Below are 17,924 nucleotides of genomic sequence, written 5' to 3' on the forward strand. Positions count from 1 at the left end.
GGGTTACCTTTTATACACATCGCTTATTTAAAGCATTCAGATTTTTTAAAAGCGACAAGAAAACAGCAGACTCGGAACACTATGAATCAGCTGTTTCAGCACTCAATTCGATGAACAAACTAACAGATTACTGGAATATCAATCCATGCACTGTTCGGAAAATGTTTCACCAAATAATGCTTTAAAAATTCTGCGGTATCTTTTGAAATCAGTTCATCTTGAGATTCATCATTTAAATTATAAGCAAGTGCATAAAGCTCAAGCCCTCGACTTTTTAAAGCCTCTAAACTTAAAATCGTATGATTAATACTGCCCAAACGCCCTGAGCTGACTAAAATCACAGGAAGCTTTTTCTGGGCCACATAATCAATTGAAAGTAAGCTGGTGGTTAGGGGTACCATCAATCCACCTGCACCCTCTAACAAAACAACATCATACGTTTCTGCCAGTTGTTGAGTAGCATCTGCAATTTTTTCAAAATCAATCTCACGCCCATCAATTTTGCTGGCTAAATGAGGCGATGCAGGATAGCTAAAGATTTCAGGCATGGTGAGCTTGGTTTCATCCTCTGGAAACCAGCCCATTCCCATAATCTCACGATGTTGTTCGATATCTTCTGAAATATCGGTATTACCCGTTTGGATTAATTTCTGCGTAATGGTTTTTTGACCTCGCTCATTCCATAATTTGGCTAAATATCCGGTGGTATAGGTTTTGCCAATTCCAGTATCTATTCCACTGATAAAGTAAACTGATCCAGTCATGACATTCTCCGCAAAATACAATAAATAGGATGATAAGTCAGTGAGTAGCGTATATTTCCTGACTGATCAGCCTGTGAAAACTGTTGATAGTGATGATAAAAATCGGCGAGACTCTGCTTTGTCCATCTAAAGCCAGATGCTGTCGCAGTCACTCCTGTGGCTTTTAAATGCTGCAAAATATATTTGGGATGAGAAAAATTGAGATGCTCAATTTGCTCTGAAATATGTAGAATTTCAAAACCATTTCGCTTTAATTGTTGTTGCAGATCGTCAAGGGATAGGTAATTCAGACCTTGCCCTGTTAAGCTTTTAATTTCCTGTAAATTATGCTGTCCAAAAGTTGAAAAACAAAAATACGCATTAGGATTTAAATGATGAAAGGCCTGTTGAAAAATACCATTTAAATCACTCATCCATTGTAAAACGGAACTTGAGCTAATTAAGTCTAAATGTTTTGGAAATTCAAGCTGTTCTATATCGCCAATCCGATATTCAATCGGTTTATCCGCAGGGAAATGCTGCTGAACTTCGGGGTATAGATCATTTAAAATCAAATGTTTAATTTGCAAATTTTGCAGTAAAAGCTCAGTTAAGTTTCCAGAACCACAACCGATTTCAAACACATTTTCATAGTGTGCTGGGCAATATTCGCTTATTAAATTAAACAGTTGTTGTGCAATATTTTTTTGTACGACCGCATGTTCAGTATAGCTCTGCCCTGCCTGAGCAAAACGCAAGGCAATCTGTGATTTATCAATTTCTGGATGTTTCACATTCAACTCACAACAACGGAATTAGCTGATCTAGATCAGCTTGGGTGATTTGAGCAGTTAAACAGATACGTAACCGTGAGCTGTGTTGAGGTACAGTCGGGGGACGTACAGGCATAATATAAAATCCTGCATCTTGTAATGCTTTGGCCTTTTCAACCGTTTTAATCGAGTCACCTACAATGACCGGAACAATATGTGATGTTGATGGGCACTCAAAACCTTTGCTTTGAACAGCCTGTTGTAGATACTGACTTGCAGATTGCAAATATTGGCGGCGCTGATCTAAGCCTAAAACTTTCTGAAAAACAAAGTTTGTCCATGCCATACATATTGGCGGTTGTGCAGTACTGAAAATCAAAGGGCGCATCGCATTAATCAAATAATCGCGAATCACCGCATGACAAATTAAATAACCACCAACTGAAGCGATTGCCTTACCAAAAGTTCCCACGAGTAGATCAATATCATCAATCACCGCATATTGTTCAGCACAACCTAAGCCCTGCTCACCACGTACTCCAATTGCATGTGCTTCGTCTACATAGAGCATGACTTTGCAAAACTGTTGCTTAATACTCACCAATGCTGCTAAGTCCGTTTCATCACCATCCATACTAAAAATCGACTCAGTCACGACAATAATGCGCTCGAAAGCCTCATCTGCATGATATTTTTGTAAAAGCTGAGTCAAATGATTTAAATCATTATGACGATAACGTACATATTTGGCTGAGGATAAACGGATCCCATCAATCATACTGGCATGAATCAATTTATCTGCCAGAATCAGCGTTTTACTGTCTGCAAGTGCAGGTAAAATACCAATATTCATATGATAGCCGCTGTTAAATAACAATGCCGCCCGACCATGAAAAGCCTGAGTTAAACTATTTTCAAGCAGTTCATATTCTGAAAAATGTCCAGTCAACAAGCGTGAAGACGAAGAACTCATTCGTCGTTGATCATTGGGTGTTTCATCAAAAAACTGTTCACGTAATGTGAGATCAGATGCCAATCCTAGATAATCATTTGAAGCCAAATTGAGCATTTGATGCTGATCAAGGCGAATATAACGACCTTGTTGAACATTCGAACGAAATTGGCGTAAATTGCCTTGCTGTTTAAGCACATCAAGCTGCTGTGAAAAATGTTCAAGATGGGTATTGATCAAGCTCATGTGCTTTGCTCCATACCTTTGACCACTTCGACCAATTGTTCCAGCAAAGTTTTTAATTCTTGTGCTGTGATGACATATGGAGGCATGACATAGACCAATTTACCAAATGGTCGTATCCAGATACCACGACGTACAAATTCCTGTTGTAAAGTTTTCATATCGACATTCACAGTCAATTCAACCACCCCTATCGCACCAAGAACTCGCACATCATCAACATGATTAAGGGACTGTAAAGGCTGTAAGGCATCTCTAAGCTGAGCTTCAATTCTTTGAATATTGCTCTGCCAATCTTGAGAAATTAATAATTGTGTACTTTTGACAGCAACGGCGCATGCCAAGGGATTTGCCATAAAGGTTGGGCCATGCATAAACACACCCGCTTCACCCTGACTTATCGTTTCAGCAATATGCTTGGTGGTTAATGTCGCAGAAAGCGTCATATAGCCACCCGTTAGGCCTTTACCAATACACATAATGTCAGGTTCAACTTGTGCATGCTCCCATGCAAATAGTTTTCCTGTACGCCCAAAACCCGTAGCGATTTCATCAAAAATCAGCAAAACATTGTATTTTTCGCAAAGCAATTTGGCTTGACGCAAATATTCAGGATGGTAAAAACGCATCCCTCCCGCACCTTGTACAATTGGCTCAAGAATTAAACCTGCAATCGTTGCATGCTGTTCAGCCAAAGTTTTCTCAAGTTCAGCAATGTCACTTTGATCCCATTGCTCATAAAATCCGACTTGAGGGGCTGGAACAAATAAGCGATTGGGCAAACTTGAACCAAAAATTTGATGCATGCCCGTTACAGGGTCACAAACAGACATCGCATTCCAAGTATCGCCATGATAGCCAGATCGTGGGGTAACAAAATTAGTTTTCTCTGTATAGCCCTGCGAAGACCAAAACTGTACAGCCATCTTCAATGCCACTTCTACAGCGACAGAACCAGAATCGGCAAAGAACACTTTATCTAAATTAGGCGGGGTCAGTTGAACCAGTAATTTTCCAAGCTGGATCGCAGGATCATGGGTAAATCCACCAAACATGATATGTGACATATCCTGTAACTGATCTGTCACTGCTTGATTCAACTCAGGATGATTATAACCGTGAATCACACACCACCACGAAGACATCCCATCTATCAATTGGCGCCCATCTTCAAGTTCAATGGTTACACCATAGGCTTTTTTAACCTTAAAGGTCGGTAAGGGATTGGTCATAGAAGTATATGGATGCCAAATATGTTGCCGATCAAAGTCCAGATCATCTAACTTTGATTGTTCAAGATCGACATCATCAAACCCATTATTTAAATCGGTCATCCGTTCACTCCATGTGCATTACAATTACAGCAAAAAACAGTTTAGCGATGTTAAACCTGCACGCAATAAAAATAAATTGCGAGATTCACCACTGATCCATAGATTTATTCTATTTTTTGTAAATATTGGCAGATTTTGTCACTTAGACTTAAAAAATCAAAAACTGGAACGCCATGTGAACCATTTACCAGCTCAACATCTAAAAACTTTGCTGTGAAATTTTGAAATTTCTCATAGACTTTGCCACTAACTAAGAAATCCTGTTGAGCAAATATATGATACTGTTTGCCAGCATAGTTATTTAAGATCGCGACATTATTTAATTGCTCAAGACACACCAATCCTTGTTTTAACAATTCTAAATTTTGCGGCTGAATCAAACTTTGCAAATGTACAAAATCTTCTCGCGTGGTTGCGGTGCCCTGACAAACCATAAAACCAAATTTCTTTAATGTCGCAATCGCATCATGTTCAAAGGACTGTTTAAAGTTGTGAAAGGTTGTTTGGCTCATTGCCGTTTGCCACTCAGCATTTGCCACAAAACAAGGATTTGAAGCCAGTGTAATCAAGACTTTTTGTTGTTGGTATTGCTGTTCAATTTGCTCGACCAGCAAGCTTGCCAATTGCCCACCTAAAGACCAACCACAAATCACATCAAAATCTTTGGCTTGCTCCACCTGCTGTTGTAAAACACTTTGATCCAGCGCATTAAAGATATTGATCAATACAACTTCATGGCCTTGTTGTTGTAAAGCCTGTTGTAAAGCCTTGAGTAGTTTGGTTCCACCGCCCCAACCTGTGATCAGCAAAATACGTTGATTCAATTTAAGCCACTATAAAACAATAACGATGTTTTATTAGATCATGCTTAAAATTGAACGACAATCGGACTTCTAACTATTTCTGATGGTGTAAATCGACCAATAAGCTGGCTGGAATCACTTTTTGCCAAGTGCGTTTAAATTGCTGATGTACTTGATCGATTGCAAACTGACTTTTTCTCGAAATTTCATGTGCTTTTGCAATATCATCTGCCCGTGTATAAGCAATCAAATAATCTAGTCCATCCAGTTCCACATGGAACCATGATTCAACATGCACACCTTCAGCCTGAAGTGTTTCAATTGCCTCATGCTTACGCCTATTCAATTGATTTTGCCATGCGACAACATCGTCCATCATGGCTACTTTTAGTTGAATCAATACTGCACCAACGTCCATAATTTTACGTTCTATTTATTTTAAACGGTCTTTTATCATAAATGGCATGTGAACAATTGCAAACATTTTACATACCGCCAAAACCTTAAAATTTGCTAAGATCAAATCAGGATCAATTTAGGAAAGTGTTTGTCATGAAATTATCACGACTGTTCAGTATTAGCTTACTTTCCGTTTCAGCTTTATGCATATTGAACACGGCCAGCCATGCGGAAAGCTCTATTCTCTCCAAACTGGATTCCAACCAAAAGCAATGGGTAGGTAAGCCTGCACCAAGTTTTAAACTACAAGATCAAAATTCAAAATGGCACGAACTGAGTCAATATAAAGGTAAATGGGTTGTTCTCTACTTTTACCCAAAAGATGATTCACCTGGCTGTACACAAGAGGCCAATCAATTTAAATCACTCTACCCACAATTTATAAAAAATAATGCGGTGGTGCTTGGTGTCAGTTTGGATGATGTGCAATCACATCAAAAGTTCTCTGAAAAGCTGGGACTAAATTTCCCAATTCTTGCCGATAGCAATCATCAACTCGCAGACCAATTTGGAATCATCCGAAACTTGGGCATCGCTAAAATAGCAAAACGAGAAACTTTTTTGATTGATCCACAAGGAACGATTGTGTATCACTATAGCAGTGTAAATACCCAAACACATGCCGATCAAGTCTTAGCGGATATTCAGAAGTTTTCAAAAAAATAACGACTGAAGCATTAAAAAAGCCTTTAGATGAATGTCTAAAGGCTTTTTTAATCTAAAACATCTCACCTTAAGCAAGAAGCTTAGTGTGTCTTACATTTGAGATTGAATATAATTCTGTAAACCAATTAATTCGATCAAACCTAATTGTTTTTCAAGCCAGTAAGTATGATCTTCTTCAGTATCGTTCATTTGTTGACGCAGCATATCACGGGTCACGTAATCGCCTTTTTCTTCACATAGCTTTACGCCTTGTGCCAATTTTTCACGTACATGATATTCCAATGCCAAATCGGCTTTTAAACAGGTTACAACATCTTCACCTGTAACAATATCGTCACGCTTCATGTTCGGGGTACCTTCAAGGAAAAGTACACGGCGAATTAAAGCGTCTGCATGTGAAGCTTCTTCTTGCATTTCATGATCAATACGTTCATAAATTTTGCTTAAGCCCCAATCTTCATACATACGCGAATGAATAAGATACTGATCACGAGCAGCCAGTTCGCCACCGATCAACATATTTAGATAGTCTATGACTTCTGGATTGCCACGCATTTCAATTACTCCACATTCTTTTGCAATAGTATGGACAAATTTTACCAGTTTTGCAAAAGACAAAATGTGTAAGTTTATGATTTTTATAAAATTAAAATGATAAACATACGCATTTGCAATTTGAATAAGTATTTTTTCATATAAAAAATAACCGCTTACAAAATTTCATTGATGGTTTATTGGTGATTTTTCATCAAAATTCAAAATGATTTATTTTGTAACCATTAAAAATGCTTCTTATTCACCCTCATTATTCCATTTTCTGTTCATTTTCAATGACAGAACCCTCACTTTATCTTCTTGGCTTTTTTTAATGCTAATATTTCAAGACAATTTTAACTTTAATATTTATGATATTGAATATTAACAATTAGCAGGAAAAAAATAATGTCTCAGGGAAACACATCAGCGCCGATTCTAGTTACAGGTGCAACAGGCTATATCGCCAGTTGGGTGATTCAAAAATTACTTGAGCAAGGTTATACCGTTCATGCCACTGTACGTGATCTTAATAAGAAACAAAGCTTTGCACATTTAGAGAAAATTGCACAAGCCAGCTCTGGCACACTAAAACTGTTTAAAGCCAACCTTTTAGAAAATGGTTCTTTTGATGAAGCCATGCAGGGCTGTGAAGTTGTGTTACATATGGCTTCACCATTTGTTGTGACCAATTATAAAGATGCTGTTAAAGATATTATTGAACCTGCAATTTTAGGCACGGAAAATGTCTTAAATAGTGTCAATAAAACAGAGTCTGTCAAACGAGTCATTGTGACTTCAAGCATCGCGTCTACTTATGGTGATGCAATTGATATTTTAAAAACGCAGCATAATCAGTTTGATGAATCTCACTGGAATACCACCAGCTCAACCACGCACCAACCGTACCCTTATTCAAAAGTTATGGCAGAGCGTAAAGCATGGGAAATGGCGGAAGCACAAAATCGTTGGACGCTGATCTGTGTTAATCCTGCATTGGTACTTGGCCCATCACTGACCGCAAATACACAGTCAGGGAGCGTAGAAGTCTTAGAGCAATTTGCCAACGGCATGACCTTACTCGGTGTCCCACCGATGTGGAATGGTATTGTGGATGTTCGTGATGTTGCTGATGCGCATATTTTGGCAGCATTCAAGGAAAATGCATCTGGACGTTACATTATTAGTGGTGGCTCACTCAGCCTTTTGGAAATGGGTAAAATTTTACGTCAAAATTTTGGACAAAAATTTCCTTTTCCGCGTAACCAAGTCCCGAAAAAAGCATTTAAATTCATTGGACCTGCATTTGGCTATTCGCGTGATTTTATTGAAAAGAATATGGGCTACCCTATCTTTTTTAATGCTGATAAAAGTAAACAGGAATTGGGGATGAGTTATCGTAATATTGAAACCAGTTTAGTCGAGCATTTCCAGCAGCTTCTTGATGACGGTGTGGTGAAGAAATATATTTAAGAACAGCTCAACTAATTCTTAAAGCCAAAAAGCCTTTTTCAAATATGAAAAAGGCTTTTTGGCTTATAGCGTTCAATATCAGCTAAGGCTTAGAAATCAAAAGTCACACCGACTTTATAAGTTCTTGCACCACCGACTAAAGCATAGTTTGAATTAAATACACCTTCCCAATATTTTTTATTGGCAACATTATCAACATTGGCAAGGAATGTGGTATTTACCCCACCAAGTTTGGTTTTATAGCGAGCGCCTAAGTCAACAATCGTATAGTCTGGTAGTTCTAGCGTATTCTCTTCATTCAAATATTGCTCACTCACATAACTTACACGAGTATTGACATGAAGCCCCTCAACCTTAGGAATGGCATAATCAAGCCCTAAAGAAGCAGTAAAATCGGGTACACCATATATTTTATTACCTTCGAAAGCGACCTTCGCTGATTTCACATATTCAGCATCGATATAGGCCAAATTCCCCATCACAGATAAAGTATCTGTAACATTGCCAGAGAATGACCATTCCACCCCACGAGCGCGCGTTTCAGCATCATCATTGACTTTATTACTTATGCTGTCCAGATAAGCCTCAGGCTTTTTAATCTGATAAAGTGCCAAAGTATTTAACCACGAACCCAACTGATATTTTGCACCTAACTCATATTGCTTGGTTTGATAAGGTGCAAGTGTCTCACCTCTATTTGTCGCAGTTGGATAGGTCGTTTCTGAGACAGTAATCCCTTCAGCTAAGCCCTCGACATAGCTTGCATAAAAAGATAAATCCTCACCAAATGGTTTGACAACAATCCCCAAACTTGGTGATAACTTATCTGCACTATAAGTTGATTTTTTGACAAGATTCTTAGTATCGATATCTTGATAACGCCCACCTAAAATCAGTTGTAATTTATCATCCAACATTGAAAGCTGATCCGTTAAGGTATAACTCACATACTCATTATCACCATAAGGAACAATTTCTGGGTAGGTTGTTGGCATTGTTCCTGTATTTGATGGATCATATAAATTGGTCGTAAACCCCGAACTGGTTGCGGATTTATGTTGTGAATATTTGCGGGTTAAATAGTCAGTACGCAATCCTAAAGTATGCTTGATCGCACCTGTATCAAATTTTGCTTCAAAGCCTGCATTAGCAGCAGTATTATGTTCTTTTGATCCCACTCGATAATATTGTGAGGTTGCATTGCCATTTAAATTATTGACAATCATACGTGTGCCAAAAAGGTGACCATCATATGATTTTTCTACATATCCAACGCCTGCAAATGCTTTTAAATCAGGGGTAAATTTATATTCACCGGATAAGCCTACAAATTGGCTGTTGGTATTGCCTTCTAAGTTTGAAAAGTAGTTTAAATCCCCTTTAGGTGCTGCAAGTACATGATTAACACTGCCCTTGCCACCCATAGCGACCATTGCAGGTGAACCGCCTTTACGATTTCCTTTGACTGCATAAGCATCTAAATTAATCTTTAGTTTATCCGTGGTGTAATCCGCAGCAATTGCCCCTAGAGCTTGACGATCATTCATTCCATCAATGATATGTTCGCCATCTGCATAAGCGCCATTCACACGTACACCAAACTCTTTGTTCTCACCAAAACGACGAGATACATCAAAGCCTGATTGATAATATCCTTCATCTTGAAACGATGCAGAAACTCGGGTGAGTTCTTGATCTGCCCGTTTAGAATGTCCCATCACAATCCCGCCCACACTGCCTGTAGGTGCAACACCTGCAACCAATGCATTTGGACCTTTAAGTACAGTCACTGACTCTAAAAATTCCGTAGGCATCCGACCATAAGGTGCAACACCATAAAAGCCGTCATAATTTAAATCCTCATGATTGACATCGAAACCACGGATTTTAAAGTTTTCATTTAAATGCCCTTGATTGGTTGTGGTTCGAATACTGGCATCATTTTTTAACACCTCCCCCGCCGTGTTTGCTTGTTGATTTTCAATTAATTGTGCTGAATAAGACGTGATACTAAACGGCGTATCTATAATTTTCTTATTTCCCAATGGCCCTAAATCTGTATTTTTTTGCAAAGCACCGTTGGCAAATGTTGATTTTTCTTGTTCTTTTTCAGCAGCGACTTTAATCGTAGGCAAAGCAGTAATTTCATCATTTGCCCAAATTGTTTGTGTAAGTCCCCCACCCAAAAGCACGATAGAAATAGAATTGACTAGAAATGTTCGAGAAAAATTTTTCATATAAATAATAAGACACTTTTCAAATGATAATGATTATTATATAGACTTTCACTATTGTTAAGAATTGTAATTTCTCATCTAAACTTAAGTTTAATGGAAAATTCTAATAAATAAGAATCATTATCATATAGCGCACTAATGATAGAGCAAGCAACCTTGCGAAATGCAATCGCTAAAATACAGTGCGAAAAATTCTATTAAAAAATGATGACTTGTTGATTTGCTATCGCATCAATCTTGAAATGATGATTTTAATTTTTGAAAACTGTAAAGATACAACAACTGTATCTTTACAGTAATTTTAGAGTTAATTTAAACGAAACTATGCCTGTCCATACTCAGCCATTAATGCTAAAAACTCCTGCTCATTCAGTACAGCGACACCCAGTTTCTCTGCTTTTTCAAGCTTAGAACCGGCTTTTTCACCCGCAACCACACATTTGGTTTTGCTCGATACACTGCCACTGACACGCGCACCAAGTGCTTGTAGCATTTGAGTCGCATCATCACGCCCCATGGTTGCCAATGTGCCTGTAATCACCCAACTCTCACCATTTAAAGGCTGACGGGTGGGTGCAACGGGTGCATCCCAATGGATCCCAGCTGCAAGCAAACGATCAATCACTTCAAGGTTATGTGGGGCTTGGAAAAAATCAACAATCCACTCAGCGGTAATATCACCAACATCTGGAGTCTTCTTCAATGCTTCAAGATCAGCATGACGAATCGCATCCAGCGTCTGGAAAGTGTTGGCAAGCATACGTGCAGTCGTCTCACCTACACCACGAATACCCAAGGCATAAATAAATGCAGCAAGTGTGGTTTTCTTACTGTTCTCAATCGCATCCAATAAATTTTGGACAGATTTTTCACCCATTTTTTCAATGGTCAGTAACTGTTCACGATGCTCATGTAAATGGTAAATATCCGCGACATCTTTTAACAGATCAAGATGTAACAGTGACTCTACCCAACGATCACCGAGACCTTCAATATCCATCGCTTTACGTGAAACAAAGTGGCGAATGGCTTCAATACGTTGTGCAGAACAATATAAACCACCCGAACAACGTGCCAAAGCCTCACCTTCTGGCATTACGACAGGAGAAGAACATACTGGACAATTTTCAGGTAAATGTACTTCTGTCACGTCATTTGGACGGAATTCTAACCATACTTTTTCAACTTTGGGAATCACATCACCGCTACGATAGACACTGACCGTATCGCCAATACGAACGTCCAGACGGTGAATTTCACCAATATTGTGCAAAGTCACATTAGAAACCGTTACACCACCCACAGCCACAGGATTTAAGCGTGCTACAGGGGTTAAAGTCCCAGTACGTCCAACTTGCCAATCAATATTTTCAACCGTTGTTAAGGCTGCAACTGCGGGAAACTTATACGCCGTTGCCCAACGCGGTTCACGACTTAAAAAGCCCAGCTTTTGTTGTTGTTGAAGATCATCAACTTTGATCACCATGCCATCAATTTCAACCGCTAAATTCGGGCGCTCTTGGTTGATTTGCTGATATTTTTCTTGTACTTCTTGAATACTTTCACAAATAAAATGACGTTCACCCACAGCAAAGCCAAAGTTAGTCAACCATTCAAGACTCGCTGACATCGACTCAATGCCATGATGCGGCTCACATTGTGCAATACCATAAGCATAGAATGCCAAAGGGCGAGATGCTGCAATACTTGGATCAAGTTGACGTAAACTACCTGCCGCAGCATTTCGAGGATTGGCAAAGGTCTTCTCACCCTTCGCTTCATTTTCAGCATTGAGTCGTTCGAAGCCTGCTTTTGGCATCAATACTTCACCACGAACTTCCAACAAGCGTGGCACTGCCACTTTATCCGAAGACAAGACTTTCGGTAAATTACGAATGGTTTTTACATTTTGCGTAATCACTTCGCCTGTTTCACCATCGCCACGGGTTACGCCACGGGTCAATACACCATTTTCATACCAGAGCGAAATCGCCAATCCGTCAAATTTTAGCTCGACATCATATTGAATCTTTTGATTGGGTAATCGTTCTTCGATACGGCGGGCAAAGGCAAATAACTCGTCCTGATTAAATACATTGCCCAAGGACAGCATCGGTACAGTATGGGTAATGGTTTCAAATTTAGACAGTGGTTTTCCACCTACTTTATTGATTGGACTATCTGCCTGAACCAATTCTGGGTGTTGTTGCTCTAGAGCTTTGAGTTGGTGAAATAACTGATCATATTCACTGTCTTCAATACTCGGCTGATCCATCACATAATAAGCATGATTATGTTTTGCAATGAGTTGAATCAATTGACGCATTTGCGTCACGACAGGATTATTTTCCATAAATTTTTTCACCATAAAAAGGCGGAATACTCCGCCTAAAATTCTGAATACCAATTATAAAGTAAATATGACGTTATGCTAAGCGTCATGCCCTGAGCGATAATCGATCGCTTTATGGCGCCAATGCTCTTTCAGTTGTGGGGTAAATTCAAGATTGTTTTCATCATAGACCGTACCGTCTATTTCACGGGCAATTAAGCCAGCAATACTGACCATGGTATCAAAGCCTTTTTGCACATCTGAATGAGGAAGTGCCAAGAAGAAAGCCAAACCTTGAACTTGTTCAGTCGATAAGGTTTCTAAATCAAAACCATCTGGACCATTGTCGGTGACACGTAATACAGAAAACAGTAAATGGCTTTCTTCCTCTGGATTCTCATAACGATGGAAGCAAGAGAGTTCACCAAAACGTAAACCATATTTGAGCAACATTTTTAAGGTTTTATCCCCAGACAGTGCTTTACGTGGATTCGGATAAACATTCAGCGCAATAATGGTTTCAGCCGTAGACAATACGCTTTCATCATCATATTTTTGTTGCTCATTTAAATGAACATCTAAAATACTACTTTCCTCATCAAACTCTTTGATTTCAGCTGTTTCAACATTGGCATTAAACTGAAACGCTTCCTCTTTGTCCTGACTGACTATGGCTTTGGCAGAATCATGAGTTTGAGTTGTCGGTTGTGTTTGCACATCAAGTGCTTTGACAGATTCTGTTGCGGATTCAGTGCTTGCCACTGTTTCCGTCTTTTCAGTTTGTTGTGTAATTGCGGCATGCTCAATCTCAGTTGACTGAACAATATTCGACTCCGCTGCTACATCCTCAATCTTTTGCTGTTTTTCATCTGCAACTTCGACCGAGTCTAAAGCAGTTAAATTCGGTTCAACACGCACTTGCTCTTGAGACTCACGGTCTGTTCGCAATTGATCTCGTACATGACGAGGAATTACCGGTTGTTTACAGTCTTCATTGATATGCAATTCAGACTCTAAAGAAGGTGCGGCATCATTGGGCTTTCGTAGCACCATCCTTAAACCCACCAGAATGATGATTACTGCAACAACAATTCCAATAATTGTGGTGACTTCCATACTACGACTCCGCGGCTAAACCGTATTCTCTTGCCTCTTCCAAATTCACAGTGACGAGCTTTGATGTGCCTGGTTCAGGCATCGTCACACCCAGCAATTCGGTTGCCATCGTCATTGCAACTTTATTATGTGTAATGTAAATGAATTGGACTTGATCAGAAAGCTCTTTTACTAAATTACAAAAACGACCAACGTTAGCATCGTCTAAAGGTGCATCAACTTCATCCAAAACACAGAAAGGTGCAGGATTCAAACGGAAAATAGCAAATACCAAAGCCAATGCCGTTAATGCTTTTTCACCACCAGATAACAAAGCCAATGAACTATTTTTCTTGCCGGGTGGACGTGCCATCAACTTCACGCCAGACTGCCAGTCATCTTCAAGACTTAAACTGGCTTCACCACCATTAAAGACTTTTGGAAATAATACTTTTAATTCAGCATTAACCTGATCAAAAGTCCCCATAAATAATTTTTTGGTTTCTTGGTCAATGGTCTTCATGGCATCTTTCAATTGCCCAACCGTATTTTCTAAGTCTTGCATTTGATGGGTTAGATCTTCAAAGCGCTTAGAAACTTCTTCATATTCTTCTGAAGCGGCTAAATTGACCGCGCCTAATTTTTCAAACTGACGCTGTGCTTTCTCAAATTTTTCTTGATGTACAGGTAAATCAATCAACACGCCTTGCTTAACTTCAGCATTCATCTCTTTAAGTTGATCGGAATAATGCTGTAAATCTGATTTTGCCGATTGCCAAGCCAAACGTCGCTCTTCTAGTTTTGTACGCAATTGCTCATCATTTTGCTGATGCAAATGGCGCATTTCTGTAAGTTGTTGCTGTTTGGATTGAATATTATTCAATTCAACTTGCCACTCACTCCAAGTTTTTTGCAGTTTTTCAGTTTGTTGTGCCTGCTCAGCATATTGCGATTCTAGACTCGGCAATTCCAATTGAATTGGATCTACAAACTTCTTGGCTTGCTCCATTTGCGCAATAATTTGTTGATATTGCGTTTTAGAGAAGGAGAGGTCTTTGTCTAATAATTCAATTTGCTGTTTATTTTGTTCAGCTAGACGACGTGTAGTTTCAGAATCTTGCTGCTTAAGCTGTAATTGCTGTTGCTGTTCTTCAACCTGCTCATTGAGCTCATCCAACTTGAATTGCAAGGTTTTAAACTCAGGAAGATTTTGTTCAAGCTTGAGGATGACCGAGTGCATATCGATTTCAAGATCATCTTTCTGCATTGCATCTTCTTCAAGTTGCTCATCTAACTGTTGCAATTGACTATTCAGCTGAACTTTCTGCAACTCAAATGCTTGTGAAGCACTTTGCTGCTTAGCAATTTGCACATCAAACTGTTGTAGCTGTTTTTGCTGATGTTTTAGCGTGTCTTGCTCTGTTTGGATCTGTTTTTGCAGGTCCAGCAATTGCTGATTTAAATTTGGCAATACAGTTTCAGCTTCAATCAACTGTGGTTGTAGCTGCGCAAGTTGTGTTTCAATTTCTTCAAGGCGAATACGATGACTGAGTGCACCCTGTGCGGCTTGGCTCGACTCATCAAAGAACAGACCAATCACCCAATCTTGACCAACATGATAACCATCCAGCGTCAATATGTTTTGTCCTGCTTTTAACTGTGCTTGTACCGCTAAAGCTTGAGCGAGGTTTTCAATTACAGCGACTTGATTCCACAATGAATACTGTGGAGATTCAATCCAATCTGCTAAACATGCCAATCCATTCAATTGAATTTTATCTTGCGAGCTTGTTGCTTTAAGCTGGCGTGCCACACTTTCAGCAAAATCAGCATCTTGATCAACAATATGGGCTGACAACCATTTGGCTAAAAACTTTTCAACCAGCGGTGCATGTGCTTTGCCTTGTGCATTCAGCGTTAATACCTGCATCAATTGCACAGTATCAGCCTTGCTATTTACAGCACTTTTCGCCATTAATTGGGTGAGGTTTTTCTGTTCAGATTGCAACACTTGTACATCAGATTTTAAAGCTGAAATCTGAGTTTTTTGCTGACTAATGCTTTCCTGTAGTTGTTCAAACTGCTGCTTTTCTTGATTAATTTTTTGTTCTAATTCAACAATCGCAGCTTGGATTGCTAATTTATCTTGCTCAAGTTGTTGAACATCTTCAGTTTGAAATTGACTTTGAACCTGAACGGCTTGGGTTTTTAAGGTGTCTTTTTGCTGTTCAATACGCGCAACATTTTTTGCAAGCTGTTCAATTTGCGCCTGCATTTGTGCTTTTTGCTGCTGTTGCTTTTCAACTTGAACTTTGACCTGTTCATACTGTTGTTGTGCTTGCAATTGCTGCGCTTTTAAATCGGTAAAGGCTTGGCTACGTTGTTGTGTTTCAGACTCAGCATGTTGTAAATGTTCAGTCTGCTGCTCCAATTGACTGTGCAAGGTTTCCAATTGCAATTCCATCAACTGAATCTTTTCTTTGGTTTGAGCTTTTTGCTGTTCAAAATTTCCCAAAGCTTCTGAGTTCTGATGAAATAAACTTTGTTTCTGTTCCAAAGTCATTTTCAACTCAGAGAGTTTTTTCTCAGCTTGTTGCCACTCATTTTGCAAAGGCGTGGACTGTTGAATCAAACGTTGGAACAACTCATTGGTTGAAGTCAGATCATGTTCCAAAGTACTCATGTCAGAGCGCACCAGTTTAAAGTGCTCTCCCAATTCGTTCATTTCAACCGTATATTGTTCTTGTAAACGAGAACTACGATCACACTGGAAAGATAGAATTTCAATCTTTAACGTACGAATTTCAGTTTCTAAAGTCTTATATTGAACCGCAGTTTCAGACTGTCGTTTTAAGGTTTTAAGCTGTGATTTGAGTTCTGAAGCAATATCTTCGAGGCGGTCTAAGTTCTGCGTGGTATGTTCTAAGTGTTGTAGTGTTTCACGACGACGAGCCTGATAACGAGAAACTCCAGCAGCCTCTTCAAGAAAGATACGCATTTCTTCAGGTTTGGCATCAACCAAGCGGTTGATCATCCCCTGTTCGATGATTGCGTAAGAACGAGGACCCAAACCTGTACCCAAGAAAATGTCGGTAATATCACGACGTCGACACTTCGTCCCATTGAGAAAGTATTCAGATTTTCCATCACGATTCACCTGACGGCGAACAGCAAGTTCAGTATAGGCGTTATAAGCCCCACCTAATTTGCCATAGGTGTTTTCAAAGCGCAGTTCTACACTTGCCATACCTACAGGTTTACGTTTTGCCGTTCCTGTAAAAATAACATCCTGCATACTGCCACCACGGAGCTGGCGTGCACTGGATTCCCCCATCACCCAACGGATCGCGTCAATCACATTGGATTTACCACAACCATTAGGACCAACCACCGCTGTACGGTTATCTTTGAATTGTAGTGTTGTACTATCGGCAAAAGATTTGAAGCCTGAAAGTTTTAAGCTGCTTAAACGCATAATGTCCTAGTAATTACCGACGCGATCTCCGCGCCCAAGCGAGTTCGATTTGTTTCATCCGTGTCAGAGATTCCAACACCAGATTACGTAAGTGTCGACAAAAATCTTCCATAAATAAAGTAGCTTGTTGTGATTTTCGGATTAAAATTGCGTCAATCACCAACTTAAGCAATTCTAAAGCTTCTTGAAGCTCGCGTCTTGAAGTATTTAAGGTTAAAAAATAACTTCTTCGTAGGGATGGTAACAACTCTTTATAAAATTTCATCAGGTAGGGATTCCCAACCATGTCCTGTTGCCCTGATAAAAATTGAAATATGCCATCATAAAACTTTTCAGTATTGCCTTGCTTCACCTGCTCAACCAAATGATTCATCATCTGCTGAATCGCTTCAGCTTCATGATTGCGCCATGTTTCACTCATACGTTGCACGATTTGACCTAATAACAATGCGCTGGTATCGAACAATGCACGGACTTGTTGTGCTGACATTTCTGAGACAATTGCACCACGACGAGGATAAATTTCAATCAGATGGGTTCTTTCTAAAAGCAAAAGGGCTTCGCGTACCGAGCCACGACTGACATCCAGTTCTTTGGCAATACGTAGTTCTTGTATTCTTTCCCCTTCAACCAACTCGCCACTAATAATTTGTTCACTAATATGTTTGGCAATCTGTTCTGAAAGGCTATCCACTTCTTCCGAATGCATATAATTCCTATCTTGGTTTATTATTCTTTACTTGGACAATGTCAATTGTCATTATTTTAGTTGTACCTGATTTAATTCAATTGAAACCATGACATT

14 protein-coding genes are annotated in these 17,924 nt (G+C 39.4%); 2 read left to right on the forward strand and 12 right to left on the reverse strand.

Annotated elements, in window-relative coordinates; all coding sequences use genetic code 11:
* Positions 1-119 precede the first annotated feature (119 nt).
* The 6 genes from bioD to AC07U8_RS17815 form a co-directional block, all read right to left on the reverse strand.
* Positions 120-764, reverse strand: a complete 645-nt coding sequence (bioD, locus tag AC07U8_RS17790; protein ID WP_244014038.1) for a dethiobiotin synthase — start codon at positions 762-764, stop codon at positions 120-122.
* On the reverse strand, positions 761-1,537 hold the full coding sequence (bioC, locus tag AC07U8_RS17795) for a malonyl-ACP O-methyltransferase BioC (RefSeq protein WP_004817790.1): 777 nt from the start codon (positions 1,535-1,537) through the stop codon (positions 761-763). Before bioC ends, bioD begins: the two co-directional genes overlap by 4 nt.
* Positions 1,538-1,544: 7 nt before the next feature.
* Positions 1,545-2,714 (reverse strand): 8-amino-7-oxononanoate synthase, encoded by a 1,170-nt coding sequence (locus AC07U8_RS17800; protein WP_244014040.1) that lies wholly within the window; start codon positions 2,712-2,714, stop codon positions 1,545-1,547.
* Entirely contained in the window at positions 2,711-4,045 is a 1,335-nt protein-coding gene (gene bioA, locus AC07U8_RS17805; RefSeq protein ID WP_244014042.1) for an adenosylmethionine--8-amino-7-oxononanoate transaminase, read from the reverse strand. Before bioA ends, AC07U8_RS17800 begins: the two co-directional genes overlap by 4 nt.
* A gap of 104 nt (positions 4,046-4,149) precedes the next feature.
* Positions 4,150-4,869, reverse strand: coding sequence for a YqiA/YcfP family alpha/beta fold hydrolase (locus AC07U8_RS17810; RefSeq protein WP_270385975.1), 720 nt, complete (start codon positions 4,867-4,869; stop codon positions 4,150-4,152).
* Between the two features lie 73 nt (positions 4,870-4,942).
* The gene (locus AC07U8_RS17815; RefSeq protein ID WP_034614586.1) at positions 4,943-5,266 is read right to left on the reverse strand and encodes a DUF6176 family protein; all 324 of its coding nucleotides are present in this window, start codon (positions 5,264-5,266) and stop codon (positions 4,943-4,945) included.
* A gap of 134 nt (positions 5,267-5,400) precedes the next feature.
* Between AC07U8_RS17815 and AC07U8_RS17820 the strand changes: the two genes are divergently transcribed.
* Positions 5,401-5,973, forward strand: a complete 573-nt coding sequence (locus AC07U8_RS17820) for a peroxiredoxin (protein WP_096735106.1) — start codon at positions 5,401-5,403, stop codon at positions 5,971-5,973.
* Between the two features lie 90 nt (positions 5,974-6,063).
* Here AC07U8_RS17820 and ftn read toward each other — a convergent pair whose 3' ends face one another.
* Entirely contained in the window at positions 6,064-6,528 is a 465-nt protein-coding gene (gene ftn, locus AC07U8_RS17825; protein ID WP_004724037.1) for a heteropolymeric bacterioferritin subunit Ftn, read from the reverse strand.
* A 387-nt stretch (positions 6,529-6,915) separates the two neighbouring features.
* On the opposite strand from ftn, the gene AC07U8_RS17830 reads away from it, so the two are divergent.
* Entirely contained in the window at positions 6,916-7,980 is a 1,065-nt protein-coding gene (locus AC07U8_RS17830; protein ID WP_151802922.1) for an SDR family oxidoreductase, read from the forward strand.
* Between the two features lie 89 nt (positions 7,981-8,069).
* Here the strand turns inward: AC07U8_RS17830 and AC07U8_RS17835 are convergent, their stop codons facing one another.
* The 5 genes from AC07U8_RS17835 to AC07U8_RS17855 form a co-directional block, all read right to left on the reverse strand.
* A complete protein-coding gene (locus AC07U8_RS17835; RefSeq protein WP_494738349.1) occupies positions 8,070-10,217 on the reverse strand; it encodes a TonB-dependent receptor in 2,148 nt (715 codons plus the stop codon).
* A gap of 322 nt (positions 10,218-10,539) precedes the next feature.
* Positions 10,540-12,570: an NAD-dependent DNA ligase LigA gene (gene ligA, locus AC07U8_RS17840; RefSeq protein ID WP_035370689.1), complete on the reverse strand. Its 2,031-nt coding sequence runs from the start codon at positions 12,568-12,570 to the stop codon at positions 10,540-10,542.
* Positions 12,571-12,648: 78 nt separating this feature from the next.
* Positions 12,649-13,665, reverse strand: a complete 1,017-nt coding sequence (locus AC07U8_RS17845; protein WP_494738350.1) for a cell division protein ZipA C-terminal FtsZ-binding domain-containing protein — start codon at positions 13,663-13,665, stop codon at positions 12,649-12,651.
* Position 13,666: 1 nt separating this feature from the next.
* Positions 13,667-17,119 carry a chromosome segregation protein SMC gene (smc, locus tag AC07U8_RS17850; RefSeq protein ID WP_270385966.1) on the reverse strand — a complete coding sequence of 1,151 codons (3,453 nt, stop codon included), beginning with the start codon at positions 17,117-17,119 and terminating at the stop codon, positions 13,667-13,669.
* 13 nt (positions 17,120-17,132) lie between these two features.
* Complete coding sequence (locus AC07U8_RS17855) at positions 17,133-17,828, reverse strand: GntR family transcriptional regulator (RefSeq protein ID WP_004724049.1); 696 nt, start codon at positions 17,826-17,828, stop codon at positions 17,133-17,135.
* Between the last annotated feature and the right edge of the window lie 96 nt (positions 17,829-17,924).

Source organism: Acinetobacter sp. GW821-FHT01E09, from assembly GCF_059422385.1.